Origin of the sequence: Bradyrhizobium sp. USDA 326, assembly GCF_049739485.1 — a bacterium.
In the GTDB taxonomy this organism is placed as follows: Bacteria; Pseudomonadota; Alphaproteobacteria; order Rhizobiales; family Xanthobacteraceae; genus Bradyrhizobium.
The window spans coordinates 3,656,530-3,675,479 of sequence record NZ_JBMGQA010000001.1 but is presented as its reverse complement, the minus strand read 5'-3'; the positions used below and the strand labels follow the sequence as shown (position 1 = coordinate 3,675,479).

Sequence of the window (18,950 nt, the reverse complement as noted above, 5' to 3'; positions counted from 1 at the left end):
GTGGGAGCGTGAGGTGGCGAACGTGCGTATCCACGGCACGACCGGCGAGGCGCCGATCGTCCGCTTCGCGCGTGACGAGACACACAGGTTGAAGCCGTCGAGGTCGGTACGAACAGCTACTCGGTGCGGTTGCGGCCGGCGAGGTGCGTATCCGCCAAGGCATGCGCGAGGTTGCGGTCCACAAGCAATCGGAAGGTCGCCGGCTGCGGATCGTCGATACCACCCACCTCGACGGTGTTGCCGGGCAGAATGGCGCGGTCTGCCGACCGGAGATTGCGGCAGCGACGGTGCCGGCATCGTCTCCACTGCCCTCGTTGTTGCGTCCTCTTGCCGAATACGAAGCAGCGATCGGAGGGAGCTTCTGATGGCGCGCATAAAGAAGGCTACCGAAGCACCAATCGATCGGCTCGACGCCATGCTGGCACGATTGCAGCTCGCCGGCATCCGGGACCAGCTCGACAACCTGCTCGACGAGGCGGCGCGCGCGAACCTGTCGGCGCGTGAGACGCTGATCCTGCTGTGCTAGCGCGAGATCGCGAAGGATCATCGCCGCATCGAGATGGCGCTGAAACTCGCACACTTCCCGGCCGTGAAGGAGCTTGCCGGCTTCGACTTCGAGGCGCAGCCGTCGATCGATCCGAAGCAGATCCGTGACCTGGCCGCGTCACGTTGGATCGCCAACGCAAATTCAAGGATAGACCAAGCATTGCGGAGTGATTGTCCGCTGATCACCGAAAAGAAAATGCCCACCGAGCAACGTGATGGAACGTTTCGGCCGCTACTGCCCCCGGACCAGAGTTACGCTAGAAGAAGCAGCTTCTGGATCAAGCAGCGCGGGCGTTCGAGAGCAACGGCGACAGCGCAGCCGGGCACGAGCGCGAGATTGAGAAGCTGCACGCCAAGATAGGCCAGTTGATCATCGAGCGGGAGTTTTTAGCGAAGGGCTACGGAAGATGAGCGCCCCGGATCGCCGCGTGCTCGTCGACCGCAATCATGGAGAGCTGTCGGTGCCCCAGCAGTGCCAGCTGCTCGGCGTCGCTCGCTCAAGCGTCTATCGGCCGCGCCCTCAACGACGATGACGATTCGGCGCTGATGCTGCGGATCGATGAACTGTTCGTGAGTTGGCCATTCCTCGGCTCGCGTCGGGTGACCGCGATGCTGCGCGCCAGGGCCATGCCGTCAATCGCAAGCGCGTGCAGCGGCTGTTGCGCAAGATCGGCCGGCAGAGCTTGGCGAGGATTCTGATAAGAGTTCGCGTGCTGTCCCCGCCCATCCGGATGGGTATCTGAACTTGCCGCCCACTCGGGTGGATGGTTGATGTCCGTTTCGCTCGTGAGCACCCAACCAGAGGGCCGGCGGTCGGGGGGCGTTGCATTTTGACGAAGGCCTGTGATTTAAACTCCCAAACTGGGGCGTCGGACCATTTGCCAGAACTCGCTGGTCGTCAATCGGGTGCCATCAAGCGCATCTCGTGTCACAGTCAACTACCTGCTTAGGCAGTTGATCGAAGCGACAAACATAGGACAAATCGATGCCAAGGAATGCGTTTCTGCGTGGCTAAACACCTTCACATCTGTAGTTTTCAAGCGCGGGATCGAGGCAGGTGGCTGGACGGATAAGCCGAGCTGCTAGTGATTCCAGATGCATGCCATGGCTTGACGAGGGAACGCAATTTGCCGGCGAGAGCTGCCGTGTATTGACACGTTACGACGTTCGACCGAGGCATTGCGTTCTCGGGTTGCCCAGGCGAACGGAGCCTGATGCCCCTGTAATTCCATCGCGCTGCCGAAGACATGGAAATATGGAGTGCGAATAGCGACGGCTATTCGTTCGTGATCAGCTTCCAGAGCCCGACTGGTCGTGGCTTCCGCGGAAGGTCGGGCTACGTCGCCTCGTGGCGTCCGCTTGACCAGAGCCGTGGCTCGATCAGGATTCTCGGCTGGCCGCTCCAAAGCTTCGCTGATGCCGAGAATGCGTGCAACAGTATGCTGAAGTACCTTCGAGACGTGAACTGATCCGCACTCGCTGAGAATATGGAGCCTTGCCAAATGACTCAGTCGCGAGCGCCGCCCAGGATACTCGATCGAATCTCACCGCTCACTCATTATGCAAAAGGCGTTGGAGCAATATGCTGGTAGCCGATGCAGACGAAGTTGATCTTTAGGAATGGCAGTCGGGATGATGAGTTGTGTACAATGAGCAGCAGACAGCTTAAAGATGAGTACGACGCCCAGGAAGCCGAGGCGATTGCCGCGGCACTTGACCTCACGCTCGATGAATTGAATCAAATCGAGTATACGATAAACGAGATCGCCAACGACGATGGGCTGGTTTACGCATACGGCGTAGAAATCAAAGAAGGAGCCCCGCAGTACATCCTCGACAAGCTTGCGCCGCTGCCCAGGCGGGGCAACTTAGTGGTTGTGCGGGGATACGCCCACGACGCAGATCAAGAGGAAATTGAAATAGAGATGGCCAGGAAACCGTTTACAAAGTAAAGCTCTACAACATCGCTACAGATGAAGTGGTTATCTCCCGGCGCATGGCCACCTACGACGGGGCAGCCAAAATGGGAGGGTGGCCGGTTGAAGGCACGGGTCATGTAATTGAACTAGCTGACCTAGAACCCGGCGAGGAATGGACACCTCGCGATTTCGATCCGACCACGATATGACGGTGCTCACGACTGAGCATCTGCTCATTTGGCTAGCGAAACACATTGCCGCTGTTGCTAGCGCTGTCTTCGGATGCATGCTGGCGCTGGCCAGGCGGGCGCTTGATCACAGGTCACACCTAGCAAAGCACCGATCCATTTGAATAGCGTTGGCGCTTACGGCAAGGAATAAATGCCATAGGCGATCGGTCTGACGAAGGTACCAGGTAAACAGTTTTGCTTATGTTGATGTAAGGAAAGATCTCTACTCGCGTCGCGGCAATTAGAGAATGGTGATAAATCTCGCGTGAGGGCGAGATACGATAGAGTTGCTTAAGTACGGGCATTATGAGAATCGCGTTCTCCCAGTAGACGTCCTTCACTGTTCCTTTGAGGTTGAAATCGGAATTCGTTAGACCAAACTCAGAGACAGTCCGGTATTCCTCTGTTCCTGGGCTTTGACTAACGTGCACCAGCGTCCCTCCCGCCTCAGTGATCCTGTAAAGTTGCGCACCCCACTTCTGGATGGGTTGGGTTCGAAATCTTAACGGCCCGGTTGCCGATGTTTGCCCTGGGGCATCACCGAACTTGAACGGTATTCCTAGCTCCTGCAGTTCGTTGTTGATCTTCGTGTAGTACTCCTTTTTTCGCTGCTTCCAATCAGATGTTGAATTGAGTTTTGTTATATCGTGGTCCGACATGCTTTGAATCGTCTTCTCTATTCCGTCGCCGTAAAAGAACACGTTTACGTTCAACAAGTCAGGAAAAGAGTGCGAGTAATCCCTGAATGCAGACGCGGCACCACACGCAACGACTAGGAGCAGCGCAAGAAGGCGAATTAGCCCCTTGTGAACGTCGTGCTCTAATGAGATCCAGTCGAGCAACGAAATCCTCACCAGTCCTGTCTTTTCGAACACTGTTTGGGGAAAAAGAAAAAGCAAGCGGCATACGAGCGCCGCTATGGAAAGAGATAGTAAGTCAGGCCAGCGGCCTAGCATTGCGAACCGTCTCCGCTCTATCTAAAAACGTCGCAATTGCCTCAACAGTTGCATCAGGGCACTCCTCTTGAGGCATATGTCCACAAGCTTGGATGACGTGTAGCTTGGAGTTGCAAGATCACGGTTCAATCGATGGCCATTCTCAAGAGGCACAATTCTGTCGTTATTGCCCCAGATCAGAAGAGCTGGGATGCTAATAGATTTGAGTGGCGCGAGGTACTTACTGAGATGAGAAGGCGCAATCTCCTTAGCCATTCGCCTGATGGCAACTCTTGCTTTTTGGTGCTCAAGCATTTCGGCATACACACTGCAACTTGTGAGGACGTAATCTTCGTGCTGTCAAAATAGCATTGCTCAAGAACCGATCGGGCCTGCAACATGCGGCGGTTTTACTTGCTTTCGACCCAACCGACCCTCTTCGGCGGGGTCTCGCTGATCCGCAAGCGGGGCCGGATCGGCACGACTGGCCAGACGATGGTGCAGACGCCGGATAAAGCCGTTGCGCCAAGCCTCAGCCGCACCGGCGCGTTGTCGGCTGCCGCTGTTTGCAGCCTCGTGTTCGAATTTGCGTTGGTGATTGCGAGCGCACGGTCCATCCACGCGTCTACCGGGTGATCGGCGGTCTCGAAAGCGAGCACAACAACGGACTGTTGCCCGTCACCGCGCCCATTGTTGAAGGCTTCGCGCGAATCCAGCAGCCGAACATTGGCGGGAAAGAGCCAGGTTGGTACTGTCCAGAATCTTTCGCACTTTTGATCAGGCGACGGCTCCGGTTTCAGAGAGTTGTGGCTGATAGAGCGGTCGCATGTTCATGTAGCATTTGGTCGACCACGCCGTTCCGGCAATGTGCCGCAGCCGGGCCGCCGCTAAGTTGAGACAGGATTGACCGTCGGGGAAGGCGCCGACGACACGGGTTCGTCGCCGGATCTCCTTCATGATGCGCTCGAGCGGATTGTTCGTTCGAATCTTCCGCCAATGGATGTCCGGAAAGGCATAGTAGGCGAGCGTCTCGTGAACCGCCTGCTCGACGAGATCAGCAGCTTTGGCCATACGGCTGGCCCGCAGATCCGCGATGACGGTCCTGGCTTTCTCGTCGGCCGCGGCGCGGCTCTCCTGGGCATGAATGGCCTTGAGCATGTGGCTCACCTCGCGGACCCGGGTCGACGGCACGTGGCTGAAGACATTACGATAAAAATGCACCATGCAGCGTTGATAGCGTGCCTCCGGCAGATAATCCGCAACGCTTTCGACAAGACCTCGGCACGCGTCGGAAACCACCAGCTGCACGCCCTTGAGACCGCGATCGACGAGATGCCGCAGAAACGAGGACCAGCCGGATTTGTCCTCCTTGGCGCCTTCACAGATGCCGAGGATCTCCCGGAACCCCTCAGCATTGACCGCCGAGGCCACCAGCAGCGACACGTTGCGAACCTCACCAGCCCAGCTGCGCTTCATCACGATGCCGTCGAGGTAGAGATACGGATGCTCGCCTTCGATCCTGCGATTCCGCCACGCCTCGATCTTGGTATAGATCTTCTTGTTCAGGTTCGACACTGTGCTCGGGCTGACCCGGGTGCCCCACAGCGCCTCCGTGATGTCTTCGACCCGCCGAACCGAAATCCCGGCCAGATACATCTCGATCAGCGCCTCCTCAACCGAGCTCTCCCGCCTCCGGTAGCGCTCGATAATCGCCGTCTCGAAGGTTTGCCGCCGTAGCTTCGGAACCTTCAGATTGACGTCGCCCGCCTTGGTCTGCAGCGTTCGCTCGTAGCTGCCTGCCCGCGTGTCCTGCCGCGCCGGGCTGCGCTCATACCGCCCAGCACCGCACAGCTGGTCCGCTTCGGCCTCCAGCATCGCGTTCAGTGTCTCTTCCACTGTCCCGCGGACCATCTCGCCCAGGTGATCTCGAATCCGGGCCTCATCAATTTGGATCACCTGACCCATGGCATTCCCATCGTTCATTCAAAGCTCCTTCATTCTAGAAGAAGCCGTCAATCCTGAAAGTGCGAAAGACTCTGTACGTTATCACCAAGGGCGCCCGGCAATTACGTCAACGATCGTGACTTCACGATGGGACTGCGGCGTAGGCCGAAGCTGACTCCAATCCAGCTCGCGCCCGCCACGATTAGATCGACGCCGAGAAACAGGCCCAGAATATAAACACTGCTTATCGGCCAACGCGCTAAGATCAACGATCCAATCAGCAGAGTAATGACGCCCGATATCGCCAGCCAGGACCGGGGCGTTGCGCGTTTGATGCTGAACGCCAGGATCAGGCGCATGATGCCGGCGGCGACCAGCGATGCGCCGAGCGCCAGCGTAAGCAGCACAGCGGCGAGCGTAGGATTATCAAATGTCACAAGCCCCGCGACGATGTAGAGCGCACCCAAAAGAGCGCATAGCAAGAACTTGCCCCAGGTCTTAACCTGGAAAGCATTGATCATTTCGGCAACGCCGGCGACGATCATCATCACGCCAACTAGCACCACACTCGCCATCGTCGCGAGCGCAACGCTACCAAGCGCCACGAAGCCAGTGATCAGATAAACTACGCCGAGGGCGAAAACCCAACCCCACTTCGTTAGCGAAGCGGTGCCCGGACCAGCTCGAAGCCGCACGATATCAGACGAACTTGTCATGGAGGTCTCCGTTGCCAAAGCTGTGCCGCAGCATGGCGCGCCTAGCCATCGCTTTGTTGCGATTAGGGTTGAGCTTGCGGGCCGTTGCGAGCAGCCGACTCAGTGTGCCCATCAATCTATATGCTCGCCTGCTGGGTGCCATCCGCATCGTGACCTCCTCTCTTCGGGCTTGGACCGCATCCCAGGACGCGGGAGGACCACATTACTAAGCCCGGCGAGGCGGTGTCGTAGGCCGAGCAATTGGCGTGCCACGTTTTGCGAGCCGCGCGTCGAGAGCGAACCAGCTTCTTCGTGACGCGATCGTGAAATCGCGGCCGTTTGTGGCAGCTTGCCGCCAAACGTCTTAAGTCCGACGCGCATGAACGCGACAACATGAACATCTTGCGCGTGGCGGCGATTGGCCTAACCGCATTCTCGAGGGGGTGGTATGCGCGCCCACACGACGGAGTTGGACAAACACGAAGGCCGAAAGCTGTCATCCATCCGGTACATTATCCTCCTCGGAGCCACTGGTTACAGTACTCCCATGGCTGAGCGCTCCAGAACCGAGATGGGGAGTGACGACGCCCTCGATAGTGATTCCCTCTCCTTTGGCACGGCAAATGCAGGTCTCCTGCAATGCGCGCGGCCTGAGGAGAAATCATCCTATGATCACGCGAATGGGCCGCTCACGAAAGCTCAAGCCTACTCGGCGGCCGCAACCAACTCCTGATGAACCGGTCGAAGCAGCGTAATCCAACGAACGGCGTTGTCAGGCATCGCAATGGTCTACGGCGATGGGGTGAGCTCGGCGAAAGCCGAACATTCCTCTTTGCAATGGAGAAGCATCATGTCCAGAGTCACAGACGTTCTTGTTGCTTTTGATACGGAATCCATTCTTCAGAAGTACTCGAATCCGAGCAAAAGACCGGACAGCCCCACTCTCATTGATTTCCGCCATGTCTACATGATCACAAATCAGGACAACGTGATCAGTGGGCAAGCGGGCGGCGAGCTCGACCTGAAGGCCCAGGTCGGGGATTTGATTCGTTGGCGCGAGACCAGCCTCTCCCTTGGGTTCGAGAAGTCAGTGATCTTCTACCGCTTCATCGGAAACGTAGGGAACGAGCTGATCTCGACGCCGACCCCGCGGAAGGCGGAGGCCTCGTTCGCGCATCCCAATCCTAGCAATCCGTCCGTGCCGACATGTCAGACGATCGCCAATTACTATTGGTCCTCGGAAACTTTGGCTATCGGACGAGTTACCTACCATTTCAACTTCATGGTCGTCGATCGCAATTGCAGCGCGCTGGGATACTTCTCGTGGGATCCGTTCATCAGCATCCACAATTGATGCGGATGATCATCAAGGCGTCGAAGGAACCGCGCAGCGGGGCAACGGCCATGATCCCAACCACCCTCGACTCCGAGGGTGGCATGAAATGGCAGGTGCGGAGCTTGCGGTCCGGAGGCGTGCCGACCTCACCCGTCGTCCCTGGCAGATCGGCCTTCTCGACCAGCTGTCGCCTTTTTCGCGTCGCTCTCGAATGAGACCGATTCGCCGTCAGCACCATCCAGTTCGGCCGGCCCAAGCACTTGGCAAGCTCCGCGGTTGCCGAGCATCCCACGGTCGGGAGGAAGGGAAACAGCAATGGCCAAAGACAGACCCTCAACCAAGAGCCAACGCTCCGAGTCTAACGTTGCCGTTCTCATCATCGTCGACGCCGAGACGCTACTGTCACGGTATCCGAATGCCAGTCTCTCGCCCGAGGCGCCCGTACGCGTCGACAGTGAGCATCTCTATGTCCTGGCCGCGCGCGATGGCGGGCCACTCGGGAGCAATGACGGCCATCTCGATCTGACCGTCACGCCTGGCGTCCATCTGCGCATCCGTGGAAGTGCCCTGGCCTTGAGAGGAGAGCATATCGTCGTGTTTGATGGGATCACGCAGGAACACGCTGGTGTCCTTTCCCCCTTTGAGCTTGTCCTGCGCCGAGCCTTGACCGTCGCGACGCCCAACTTCGAGAATTTGTTGCAGCCGGGCAACCAAAGCATCGACGACCATTTCTGGCAGAGCCAAGTGCTGGCCGATGGGGTGGCGGCTTGCGATCTGAACTTCATGGTCTTGAACAAGGCCTGCTTGGTGCTGGGATACTTCCGATGGCGTCTCCAGATCAACATCTCGGGTCTAAGGGAGGTGCCGTAGTCGGCCGCTCCGAGCGCGGTCGTTCAATCCCGAACCCGGCTGGGAGTTCTGTGAGAGCTCCTGGAATAGCCAGTTCTCGCGATGTCGCTCGGCCCGTTTAGCGGCTCAAATATCATGTATCGACGAGGGTACTGGCCGTGATCGAGAAGGCCAGCCGCAGCAAGGAATTCCGGACTCTTAACTCGAGGCGGCGCCGAGCCTTATCGCCGGCAGCGACCTTGCTCGTTGATGACCGTGACCATCTCGTGCTCGTAGCCAGCGCCGACGCCTTCGGCCTCGTCTAGCTTGGCGCGCTCGGCTGGATCGAAGCTGAACAGGACTCCGATCACTGTGTTGTTGTTACCACTAGCAAATGCGTTGCACTTCCCAGACAGGTCCCTGCTGCGCTTATGGAAGCGAAGCGCATGCCCGGGCAAGATAGCAATGCCGAGCGGCTTGCAGCTCGGCATTCGCTTGCGCAGCCATGCGGTCGACATGTTGGACCCGTAGGCAAGATAGACGCCTGGCTCCGGTGGCCCGGTTTTTGCTTTCTTCAGCGGCTCGATCGGCGGATCGCCCGGCCTGACGATCGTGCGCAGCGGAACCGTCATGATGCTGTGCTCTTCGGACTTTTCGCCTTCGCGAGTGATAATGGGCTGTCCATCCTCCAGGTCGAGGATTGGGACGGGCCTGCCGGTCCATCCACAATCAGCGCAGCGCGGTCGTTCCCAGAGTACGCCGGGTGCGGCAGCGTTTTCAGCGTGTTCTGGTTCGAGATGCGGCGAGCCGCAGTTCGGGCATTCCTCAGGCACACCGCGCAACGCACGAATGATCGATCGGGACAGCATTCCGCTGGCAACCTGGACATCACATGCGCCATGTCGGCATCAAGCCAGGTGGCGGACTTTGAATGCGTTAGCCAGTTGGAAAACGTCCATGCGGTCTCCAGAGCGCTTTTAACGGCCCCGCGACGCTCTTTGTTGGTGTCGCCCGGCAGAAGCTCGTTGCAGATGATTTCCGTCCACGCGCGGAAGTTCGCATGCTGCGGCGGTGTGTCGGTCCACATTGCCGAGTGAGCTATGGCTGATTTTGGGTGACGCGGCCTGATCAGGCGGCGTGGCTTTCAGTGTTCGGAATGACTTCGATTCCGTCGATGAACTTTACACCGGCGATGACTTTCGGCAACTGGTTCGTGCTCTTCAATCGCCGCCAGGTCTTCGATGCGGCGTCGATGAGCTTGAACACCATCAGCTTCGCGGTTTGTTGCGACAGCGATCCCTTGGTCCCCACCGTTCGGTGGCGCACCGTGGCGAAGACGCTCTCGATCGGGTTCGAGCTGCGTAGGTGGATCCAGTGCTCAGCAGGGAAGTCGAAGAAGGCGAGCAGCGCGTGGCGATCCTTGATCAGGCACTCCACCGCACGTTCGTATTTGACGTGGTATTTCTCGACGAAGACGTCGATCGCGGTTTCAGCTTCGGCCCGGTGTGGGGCCAGATAGATGTTCCGCAGGTCGTTCTTCATGGGGCCCTGCACGGATTTGGCGACCTTGTCGAGTACGTTGCTCACTTTATGGCACCAGCATCGTTGGTGCCGCGTGCCGGGAAAGGCCTCATCCAGTGCCTTCCAGAAGCCGAGGGCGCCGTCGCCGATGGCGAGTTGCGGGGCAATCCGTAACCCGCGTTGCCGCAGGTCGATCAGGAGTTCGCGCCAGCTCTGCGCGCTCTCGCGCACGCCGACCTGGAAGCCGATCAGCTCCCTCTTGCCTTCCGGCGTGGTACCAATCAGCAGCAGCATGCATTCGCTGTGATCTTCCATGCGGGCCTGCAGGTACACGCCATCGGCCCAGATGTAGACATAGCGACGCGCCGACAGATCGCGTCTCTGCCAGCGTTCGTACTCGACCTGCCAATCGGCCTTCAGGCCGGCGATCACCGAAGGCGACAGGTTCGGCGCTTCCTTGCCGAGCAGCGCCGAGAGCGCCTCCTGGAAGTCGCCGGTCGAGATGCCGCGCAAATAGAGGACCGGGATCAAGGCATCCAGGCTCTTCGTCCGCCGCGCCCATAGCGGCAGGATTGCCGAACTGAAGCGGAGGCGGTCGCCTGGCCCGCTCGCTCCGCGGTCGCGGACCTTGGGACGAGCGACCTCCACCGGACCGATGCCGGTCGCAATCGCGCGCACCGGACCGTGCCCATGTCGGACCAGGCGCGCCCGACCGTCGGGCAGCGTCAGATTGGCCGTGCTGGCCAGAAACGCGCCAACCTCGATCTCGATCGCCCTAGCAAGCAGGTCCCGCGCGCCGGCTCGAACGATATCGGTCAGTGGATCATCAACCGCGGACGGCTGACGGAAGCAAGAACATTGGTAGTCTCGGTCATGGCGTATCGCTCTCCTCAAGAGGTTCTGGCAGGCTCGTCACCCGCCTCGATACGCCGCCTTCCTCACACCGTCATCACCCAGATTCCGCCATAGCTCTTGCCGAGTCCTGCGCGACGCCGATTAGTTCGAGTAGCGCCTCGCGGCATCGGACGCCAACGGCCTGATAGTCAGTGAGGCTCTGGGCCTGTGTCAGGGCGGTTCCGGCTTCTTCCATCTTCGCGAACACGTTAGCGAACGGGAGTATGCGTAGATCATTCTCACGCTGTTCTTCCGTGCGCGGGACGCGGAGGATCAGGCCAATATGGAAGGTCAGGGCAAGGTCCATACTTGGGAATTGCTCCTGAGAGTAGAGCTTCGTGCCGCCCGTGATGACCCACCAGCGATCCTTATTGGTGTGGATGTCCCACACATCGTGGCGCGTGTGCCCGACGGTCTCCGAGTAGACCTTCTGCATGAAAGTCACTCCGAGATCGGCCGCCTGCCATTCAAAGTATTCTCGGACTTCCTCGATCTCTTCTTCGGTGGCTTTCAACATGATCGGCTCCCGCGACGGGCTCGTCGCACCGCGGCTGTAAAGGGTTTGCGAAAGCCTCAACAATAGACGAGTCGCGGAGCTTCCAAAATCCGGCGCGGCAACACGGGATGTCCGCTTCCACGAGCGGTAATGCTCTGATTGATCGTAAGATTTCCGCTTAGCCGTTCGGAAGCTGACGTCTGCCCCTTTAACACACCTAGAGCGCCCGGAGCCCGGCCAGCTCCGCAATCTACGGCTCACAATGGAGGCAACCGACGGCGGCCGGGATCGCTCATCGCGCGCCTGTGCCGGTCGAGACGATCGAGCCCGGCACGTGAGAAAGTTGGATAGATCAAGAGCTTGTGCGCAGTGCACCCTCATTTTTGGTGGGTGGACTCTTCCGTTTCGATCCCCCTAGATGGCGGAACGCTGTGCAATTACCCGGGCGCTGCGCTCGCTAGCAATTTCCTCCGGAGCTCCTAAAAATGTCTGCCGATCGGCCGGCCACGTGGCTCGCGATGCGTCTTGCATTTTTTGTCGCTGGTTTTGGTACGGCGGCCTGGGCGCCGCTGGTGCCGTTCGCGAAGGAACGACTGGCGGTCGACGAGGGCGTTCTCGGTTTTCTGCTGCTATGCCTAGGTTTGGGCTCGGTTCTCGCGATGCTTTTGACCGCCTTGTTGAGTGCGCGCTACGGCAGTAAACCGATTATCCTGATCGGTGGGTTCAGCCTTACACCCATCCTTCCTTGCCTGGTGGTTGCCGATACGCCTTGGGCGCTCGGGGCCGCGCTGGTCGCCTTCGGCGCCTCGCTCGGCGCGATCGATGTCGCTGCGAATATCTGTGCGGTCGAGGTGGAACGTGCAGCCAAGCGTCCGCTGATGTCCGGGTTTCACGCGCAATTCAGCATCGGCGGCTTTGCCGGCTCCGCCGCGATGACCATATTGCTCTGGTCGAATGTTGGTGCTTTTGCATCAACCCTGATCTGCTCGAGTTTCATGGCGAGCGTCATGGTGCTGACTTGGTCGCGATTGCCCCAAATAGCGCAAGCTCAGCGAGGGGTTTTGTTCGTCATGCCGCATGCCATTGTGGTGCTGCTGGCGGTATTAGCAGCGATCACGTTTCTTATTGAGGGAGCCATACTCGACTGGAGCGCCTTGCTGCTGGTGGACCGTGGCCTTGTACCGAAAGCGCAGGGTGGACTCGGCTTCATGCTGTTCTCCATTAGCATGACCGTCGGGCGCCTCGGAGGCGATTCCGTAGTGTCGCGCGTTGGCGACCGCGCGACACTAGTGGTCGGCAGTCTGATGGCCGTCGCGGGTTTTGCGCTTCTGCTGGCCGCCCCAGGCGCCCCCTTCGCGATGGCAGGTTTCCTGCTCATTGGTCTTGGTTCATCGAACCTGGTTCCGATTCTCTTCCGGAGGGCCGGCACTCAGAAGGTAATGCCTGCAGGTCTAGCGGTTGCCGCGATCACCACGGTTGGCTATGCGGGACTCCTCGTTGGACCGGGGTTCGTCGGTTTCCTCGCCAACCTCGCAGGGTTGCCGAGCGCATTTGCGATGTTGGCCGCACTCATGTGTCTGGTCACCCTGTCGGCGCGCATTGTCACCATCGAGGCGCGCTGAGATCGACGCGCCAGCGACACGCGCAGCTCGGCGGATGGCGGCACAAGCGAGCGCCTTCAGGCGATCGACGATCAGGCAGTGATCCGCCGCTGATGATGCGGAAGGCGCGCCGGCTCAAATTGAGGGGCTTCGCGCTAAACTCCCGAGGTTTTTCGGACCCAATTGTTGGCTCCTCAGTGTTGGCTCTTCACGTCATGGGCCGGGATCCTTTTCGGCTCGGTCGACGTGGCATTCCAGTTTACGCGGTGTCTGCCCGAGAATGTTGCGAACGAAGAAGTTTAGTGTCCTGAACCAACAATTCGCAAGATCACCAAGCCTGAGTTTGGGCGTTGTATCGGCAGAACCGTTCGGTGGAAGCGAGGATGTCGTCGGCGGATTTGGTCCATTTGAGCGGCTTGGGATCGTCGTTGTGACGACTGATGAAGTCCATGATGTCTGCGCGCAGAGCCTGTAGCCGAACACACCAATGAAATTCCAGCGATCTCTGCAGTCGTAGCATCGGTCATGAAGAGATCGCTTGTGCACTCATCAGGATTGTGACGGCCCCTCGGGCAGCACACGTCCGGTCTCCAAGGAGTGCGAGTCATTGGGGTCCGAACGATGCAGTCACCGCGTTTGTCCGATTGCTCCGCTCAATGACCGCGTCGAGGCCGCCGAGACGCCGACCATAAAGGCTTTCCCGAGCGACTCATAACCGAGGCCGCGCAGATGTTCGAACTCATCCATTCCTTCGATGGACCGGATCAAGAGAATCAATTTACCACTTCCGGCGCCTTCATATATCCGTGAGGACGGCTTGGGGTCGATCTAACGGAGCGACTCTGGAATGAAAAAATTGCTGTTTGAACTGCAAGCGCCGTCGCGCTTGCAACGGCGGCAGTGCCGGCCTTTGTTGCTGAGGCCGCCGCTCAACCCGTCGCCACCAAGGTGCAGGTAGCCGATACGTCATATCCTCAATGCGCGGACGACCCATTGAATGGTATCTGCGATCTGTTTTTTTGTTTGACCGATCCGGCGTGCGTACAGCACTAATCGCGGATAACAAACGAAGCATAAAATGAGGCGCGAGGCCTCGCAGGACCGGCCGCTCGCGGGAACAGCGGCCGCGTCCTCTTACGTAGAGAGATTTGCGATCCAGCCTCCTGAGTTCCGGTTCCGCCGTTCGAGCATGATCGCGTGGAACGGATCTTCCAGCACTGATCGGCCTCAACGATCAGGCAACGCACACCGCGGAGCCGCACGTTATCACGAGCGTGGGACAAGAAATTGAAGCGATTGTAATCGTTGATTGAATGGAGACCTCTCGATTCGCAAGGCCCAGCGACCGCTCTATCCGTCGAGCTGGGCCTGAAGGTGCATGCCTACGGGAGGGCGTGTCAACCTCCTCCCAATCGCGGACACTTGTAGTAGGCTCATGAGCACCGAGCTTTCGAGTACCACCAGGCCAGGCGGTCCGAACTGGTCGTATCCAGCTGCCGCTCGGTCACGTCGGTTTAATCGAGCTCGGTCTGCGCCACCTGCGGCGCTAGGGCGACAAGTCGCTTTGAGCGGCATGCTTACGCGCCTTATCCGTTCTTTTTAGGAGATACCCGCTGGAATGAGTCGAGCAATGCGCCGGCCTCTAGGCCGGCGCTCTGCAGTCGGATGTACAGCGCTACGCCTCATGCGAATTAATAGCCTCCTGCGAAACTTCAAAGAAGCGCATAGGTGCGACGTGCTGCAGTCCCAGCCGCTCGCGTGACGAAGAGCTCGGCGGCAAGGTGAAGGCCAGCTTCATGGCGAGCGACCGCACCTATGGTGCGCGCCGGGTGTGGCGTGATCTGCTCGCCGATGGGGCGGACTGTGGCCTGCACCAAATCGAACGGATGATGCGCCTGCAAGGCTTGCGGGCGCGGCCGCGACGCCGGCGCTTGCCGAAGGACAGCGGCGATCGACAGCTCGAGACCGGGCCGGCGAACCTCCTTGACCGGCAGTTCGCCGCCGAGCGGCCGAACCAGAAGTGGATCGCCGACTTTACGTATCTCTGGACGGCCGAGGGCTGGCTCTACGTCGCAGCGGTGATCGACCTGTTCTCACGCCGGGTGGTGGGTTGGTCGATGAGCGCCGCCATGACAGCTCAGTTGGTAACCGATGCCCTGCTGATGGCCGTCTGGCGACGCGGCAAGCCGGACGCCCTGTTGCACCACTCCGACCAGGGCAGTCAGTACACCAGCGAGCAGTTCCAGCGTTTGATGGCCGACCACGGCATTCTCTGCAGCATGAGCCGTTCCGGCAACGTCTGGGACAACGCAGCGATGGAGAGCTTCTTCTCGTCGCTCAAGACCGAACGGACCGCCAACAAGATCTACCGAACCAGAGACGAGGCACGAGCCGATGTGTTCGACTACATCGAAAGATTTTACAACACGATCCGCAGGCACTCGACCATCGGCTATCTCAGCCCGGTTCAGTTCGAGCGCAAGGTGGGATTAGCTTAACCTGGTGTCCATCAAACCGGCAGCAGCTCAATTCCATACTCCCTTGCCAAGACTGAGTAGACTCAGTCCACTACGATACGTTGTAATATCTGAAGCACTTACCTGTCGGTAAGCTGACGACGAAGCTGTCGCCAGGTGGCGACTATCGGATTGGGAAAGGCGGTGATGTTGCTCCTGAGGGCGCAGTAAGTTTGGGGCCCGTCTCATCTTCAAAATAAGTGGTCGTTTGTTAGAACGGATTGTAGCGACAAACCTCACTTATAACCCAAGAACCGGAGACGCAGCAGCAAAGCGCGTCGTGCGCTTGAGATCGTACTCGTCGAGCACAACGGCGACCCTGCAGCCCGATCATTGCCTCCCTCGCATCTCCGGCGTATAGGTGACGCCTTCGCCGAACTTCCATTCGAAATTGATGAAGTCCCCGCCGTCGGTGATGATGACCCGGGTCACAACGCCAAGCTTGGCGGCGACGCAACGTCCTGTTCCTTCGCGAGGCAAGATCACCGCACCAGAGAGAGCTGGTTCAAAATCCCGTAAGTAGATTCCGGAGCTTTTGGGGCACATAGGCCTGTCCGACTTCCACTCCACGCTAGCCGAATTGACCTTGCCCCCAGATTTTATCCAGTTCTGAGTTCGCTCAAGCCATTGGATTTGCCCAGTTGGGCGGTGGTAGCGACGGGAGCTGGCGCGGAGCCATCGGCATAGCGCAGTGCCAGATCCCGGCGCGGGTGGCAGGTGAAGGCGAACTCGGAGGGTGTCTTCCATCCGAGCTGTGAGTGCGGTCGTGTGTAGTTATAATCGGCGCGCCAGCATCCGAGCGCGACGCGGGTCTGAGCCAGCGACGTGAACAGCGTCTCGTTCAGCAATTCATCCCGGAGCCGACCGTTGAAGCTTTCGATGAAGCCATTCTGCATGGGCTTGCCCGGAGCGATATAATGCCAGGCGACGCGGCTCCGATCGGCCCAGGTCAGGATGGCGTTGCTGGTAAGTTCGGTGCCGTTGTCGCTGACCACCATCTTTGGCTTGCCGCGCTCCATGACCAGCCGATCCAACTCCCGCGCCACCCGGGCCCCGGAGAGCGAGGTATCGGCCACCAGCGCCAAGCACTCGCGGGTACAGTCATCGACCACGGTCAAGATGCGGAAGCGGCGGCCATCCGTGAGCTGATCGGAGACGAAGTCCAGTGACCAGCGGTCGTTCGGTGCATCGGCACCGTCATCAGCGCCCGGGTCCCGATCGCCCGCTTGCGGCCGCCACGGCGGCGCACCGCTGGCGCGGCCTCGATCGCCTCGGGACGGTTGCTGGGGAGAATGAAGATGATTCGGCGTCTTCCGCCGTCTCGTTGAGCCGCCTGTTTAGCAACACTAGATCGCTTGAGAGGCGGATTGAGAGTCTGGCGCAACGAGAGACTTGCATGCAACGACGACGCCCGAAGTCCACACCGGGCGCTGTTGAGGGATACCGCATACGCGCGCCTGATGCGCTTGCGTGCCCAGCTATCTGTTTTGAGCCGCTTCCGTTGAAGTACATCGTTGAAGCCACTTGAGATCGGTTGTCCCGATCCGCGGCAATAACAGAAGAGCCCGCCCGAAGACGGGGCCTTTGATCGTGCCTTTAAACGGGCGCGGAGTTAAATGAGGCGGCGTCGGGTTGCTTTGTGTACAGCATTTGTCCGGTTCGCCGCCCCTAGCTTTCTGACGACGTTCTTCATGTGAAAGTTGACGGTATTCGGGCTGACCTCCACAAGTCGCCCGATTACCCAGGCTGACTTTCCTTCTGCAACCCAGTATAGGCACTCTGTTTCTCGCTCGGTTAGCGGAATGTCTGGCTCGCAACCTTCATCAACGGGCGGTGTAATCTGTGCGACAGCGTTGTGAAACGCCGACGCCAATGTCGCCAGATGAGCCATGCGATGCTGTGGATCGGCATCATCGAAGGGAGATGCAAACGATACGAAAGCCAATCGGCCTTGCGATCCAAACAATGGCACGCTTATGCCATGCTTAAGACCTGCTTCTCTGGCCTCGTGCAAGACGCGCAGCTCACGGGGCTGCAGTTTATATTTATTGGTTAGGTCATCCCAAAGAAAGGGCCTTGGCAGCATTGCTGTCCGACGGACTACCGGGTCGATCGCTCGATACTCTTGCTCAGCATAGCGTTGGCACCAATCAGACGGGAAGTTTATCGTTGGCGGGGGCGGCAGATAGTCCAGCAGACGACGCTCATTCGAGCAGGTGAGTGCTGCGTACGCGACTTTATTAAAGCCTTCATTGCTCGCGAAACTCACAAGAAGCTCGAACAGCGCTTTGATTGATCTTGTCTGTGTAGCGCATTCGACGAAGCTGAATAGGTCTGGCCCGCGGCTTTCCCGTCGGCTTGAAGAGAGTGGCATTTGGCCGTGCGATTGGTCATCCATTTCTATTTCCCATTTTACTTGTACAGATGTTGGCTCTGCTTGTTGCAGCTGGACGCCCGCGCGGGAAGGAAAGCGCCGAGCCCGAAATGTTTGCCCGGGTCCCAGCGCGTACCGATCAGATAGGTGGAGAAAACCGGCGCGCGCCCCCGCAGGTTGAGCCAACGCGGAGCTGAGTTGGTTCGTTGCCGACCGGTCGGGTTGCTATCCGAGCTGCCGAATCGTCACGTGCGTATCCAGACTCTCGAAAGAATGGCTGGCAAATGATGCAACGGTTGCGGCGGACAAGGTCAGCACTTCTCGTAAGAACATACCAACGTCTCAAGCGGCGACGTAAAGAAGTGCGCTCGGCACGGAACTCTTCGCGCAGCTCGACACGCCTCAGGTCACGGACCGGTGCAGCCCCTCTCGGGCGCTTGCGCATGTTGGGCCGCCACTCGCGGACATTGACAACCAGCTGCTTGACAAGGACGACACCGTGCATGCGATCCTCAGGACTTCCAAGAACCAGCATGATGGGCACAGCAATTCTCGTACCACTTTCCGATTTGGCAAAATCGCCCCTTAAGAGAGAGGCACTAAGAGAAAGACCGTCTCATCTGAGTTGTTTCGAGCGGATGCGACATACGTCAAACATGCGACAACGTCGTCAGACGCGACATCGAATTGATATAGATCATGAGAATGATTGCGGTTGCCTCACCTGCATGACGCGGAACGGGATGGGCGCTGCCCGTGCGGTCCTAACGCGCAAGCCAAATACAGTACGGGCCTTTCCATCCTTGAAATCGAGCAGCGCAGCAGCAGTTTAGTGTTGCGGGGTCTTTGAGCAGCCGAGGACCGGCGCCTTCAGCGTTTCGCTGTGGCGCGCCTTTGCGAACCGCCCCCTTCGGCGTCGCGAGGACTTGCCCCCTCTTTGCAACGCCGAGGAGCGAGCAAATGAAAGAGGAAAGAATCACGGAAGGCTCGTCGTGGATTGATCCGGAGCGCGCTGTTGATAAAGACTCCGGCTAACGTGGCGGAGATGCTGCACCTCTCAGCCTAGGCGTGGGGGTCTGAAGCGGATTACACCCCAGCTCGGATGCAGCTTTCAC

Annotated in this window: 15 protein-coding genes and 4 pseudogenes; 9 read left to right on the top strand and 10 right to left on the bottom strand. The window is 59.0% G+C overall.

The features are described 5' to 3' along the window. Positions 1–161: 161 nt before the first annotated feature. The 4 genes from ABIG06_RS17355 to ABIG06_RS17340 all read left to right on the top strand — a co-directional run bounded on the left by ABIG06_RS17355 (position 162) and on the right by ABIG06_RS17340 (position 2,498). Positions 162–365, top strand: coding sequence for a hypothetical protein (locus ABIG06_RS17355; RefSeq protein WP_158672120.1), 204 nt, complete (start codon positions 162–164; stop codon positions 363–365). Then, entirely contained in the window at positions 365–526 is a 162-nt protein-coding gene (locus tag ABIG06_RS17350) for a hypothetical protein (protein ID WP_370137892.1), read from the top strand. The genes ABIG06_RS17355 and ABIG06_RS17350 overlap by 1 nt, the downstream gene beginning before the upstream one ends. Before the next feature lie 6 nt (positions 527–532). Beyond that, complete coding sequence (locus ABIG06_RS17345; RefSeq protein WP_370140865.1) at positions 533–907, top strand: ATP-binding protein; 375 nt, start codon at positions 533–535, stop codon at positions 905–907. A 1,288-nt stretch (positions 908–2,195) separates the two neighbouring features. Beyond that, positions 2,196–2,498 (top strand): hypothetical protein, encoded by a 303-nt coding sequence (locus ABIG06_RS17340; RefSeq protein ID WP_124163925.1) that lies wholly within the window; start codon positions 2,196–2,198, stop codon positions 2,496–2,498. Between the two features lie 295 nt (positions 2,499–2,793). On the opposite strand, the gene ABIG06_RS17335 is transcribed toward ABIG06_RS17340, so the two are convergent. Then, entirely contained in the window at positions 2,794–3,651 is an 858-nt protein-coding gene (locus ABIG06_RS17335) for a hypothetical protein (protein ID WP_124163924.1), read from the bottom strand. Between the two features lie 363 nt (positions 3,652–4,014). Between ABIG06_RS17335 and ABIG06_RS17330 the strand changes: the two are divergent. Next, a pseudogene (locus ABIG06_RS17330) lies at positions 4,015–4,143 on the top strand (WGR domain-containing protein); the annotation flags it as partial. Between the two features lie 264 nt (positions 4,144–4,407). Here ABIG06_RS17330 and ABIG06_RS17325 read toward each other — a convergent pair. Further along, positions 4,408–5,595 carry an IS256 family transposase gene (locus tag ABIG06_RS17325; protein WP_199752527.1) on the bottom strand — a complete coding sequence of 396 codons (1,188 nt, stop codon included), beginning with the start codon at positions 5,593–5,595 and terminating at the stop codon, positions 4,408–4,410. Positions 5,596–5,696: 101 nt separating this feature from the next. After that, entirely contained in the window at positions 5,697–6,290 is a 594-nt protein-coding gene (locus ABIG06_RS17320) for an HdeD family acid-resistance protein (RefSeq protein WP_124163802.1), read from the bottom strand. A gap of 829 nt (positions 6,291–7,119) precedes the next feature. On the opposite strand from ABIG06_RS17320, the gene ABIG06_RS17315 reads away from it, so the two are divergent. Continuing rightward, entirely contained in the window at positions 7,120–7,623 is a 504-nt protein-coding gene (locus tag ABIG06_RS17315; protein ID WP_036032112.1) for an inclusion body family protein, read from the top strand. Positions 7,624–7,920: 297 nt separating this feature from the next. Beyond that, entirely contained in the window at positions 7,921–8,475 is a 555-nt protein-coding gene (locus ABIG06_RS17310) for an AidA/PixA family protein (RefSeq protein ID WP_124163803.1), read from the top strand. A gap of 200 nt (positions 8,476–8,675) precedes the next feature. Here the strand turns inward: ABIG06_RS17310 and ABIG06_RS17305 are convergent, their stop codons facing one another. The 3 genes from ABIG06_RS17305 to ABIG06_RS17295 form a co-directional block, all read right to left on the bottom strand. After that, on the bottom strand, positions 8,676–9,302 hold the full coding sequence (locus ABIG06_RS17305) for a gamma-glutamylcyclotransferase family protein (protein WP_245454675.1): 627 nt from the start codon (positions 9,300–9,302) through the stop codon (positions 8,676–8,678). A gap of 259 nt (positions 9,303–9,561) precedes the next feature. Continuing rightward, complete coding sequence (locus ABIG06_RS17300; protein ID WP_199752454.1) at positions 9,562–10,836, bottom strand: IS256 family transposase; 1,275 nt, start codon at positions 10,834–10,836, stop codon at positions 9,562–9,564. A gap of 67 nt (positions 10,837–10,903) precedes the next feature. Beyond that, on the bottom strand, positions 10,904–11,365 hold the full coding sequence (locus ABIG06_RS17295) for a hypothetical protein (RefSeq protein WP_225115040.1): 462 nt from the start codon (positions 11,363–11,365) through the stop codon (positions 10,904–10,906). Positions 11,366–11,829: 464 nt separating this feature from the next. Between ABIG06_RS17295 and ABIG06_RS17290 the strand changes: the two genes are divergently transcribed. Beyond that, on the top strand, positions 11,830–12,966 hold the full coding sequence (locus ABIG06_RS17290) for an MFS transporter (RefSeq protein WP_124163804.1): 1,137 nt from the start codon (positions 11,830–11,832) through the stop codon (positions 12,964–12,966). A 307-nt stretch (positions 12,967–13,273) separates the two neighbouring features. On the opposite strand, the pseudogene ABIG06_RS17285 reads toward ABIG06_RS17290, so the two are convergent. Then, positions 13,274–13,420: pseudogene (locus tag ABIG06_RS17285) on the bottom strand (IS630 family transposase); the annotation flags it as partial. Positions 13,421–14,702: 1,282 nt separating this feature from the next. Here ABIG06_RS17285 and ABIG06_RS17280 point away from each other — a divergent pair. After that, a pseudogene (locus ABIG06_RS17280) lies at positions 14,703–15,443 on the top strand (IS3 family transposase); the annotation flags it as partial. Positions 15,444–15,791: 348 nt separating this feature from the next. On the opposite strand, the gene ABIG06_RS17275 reads toward ABIG06_RS17280, so the two are convergent. The 3 genes and pseudogenes from ABIG06_RS17275 to ABIG06_RS17265 all read right to left on the bottom strand — a co-directional run bounded on the left by ABIG06_RS17275 (position 15,792) and on the right by ABIG06_RS17265 (position 17,859). Beyond that, positions 15,792–15,941, bottom strand: coding sequence for a hypothetical protein (locus ABIG06_RS17275; protein WP_158626805.1), 150 nt, complete (start codon positions 15,939–15,941; stop codon positions 15,792–15,794). Positions 15,942–16,060: 119 nt separating this feature from the next. Further along, a pseudogene (locus ABIG06_RS17270) lies at positions 16,061–16,710 on the bottom strand (integrase core domain-containing protein); the annotation flags it as partial. A gap of 363 nt (positions 16,711–17,073) precedes the next feature. Beyond that, positions 17,074–17,859, bottom strand: a complete 786-nt coding sequence (locus ABIG06_RS17265; protein WP_311739829.1) for a helix-turn-helix transcriptional regulator — start codon at positions 17,857–17,859, stop codon at positions 17,074–17,076. Positions 17,860–18,950: the final 1,091 nt, after the last annotated feature.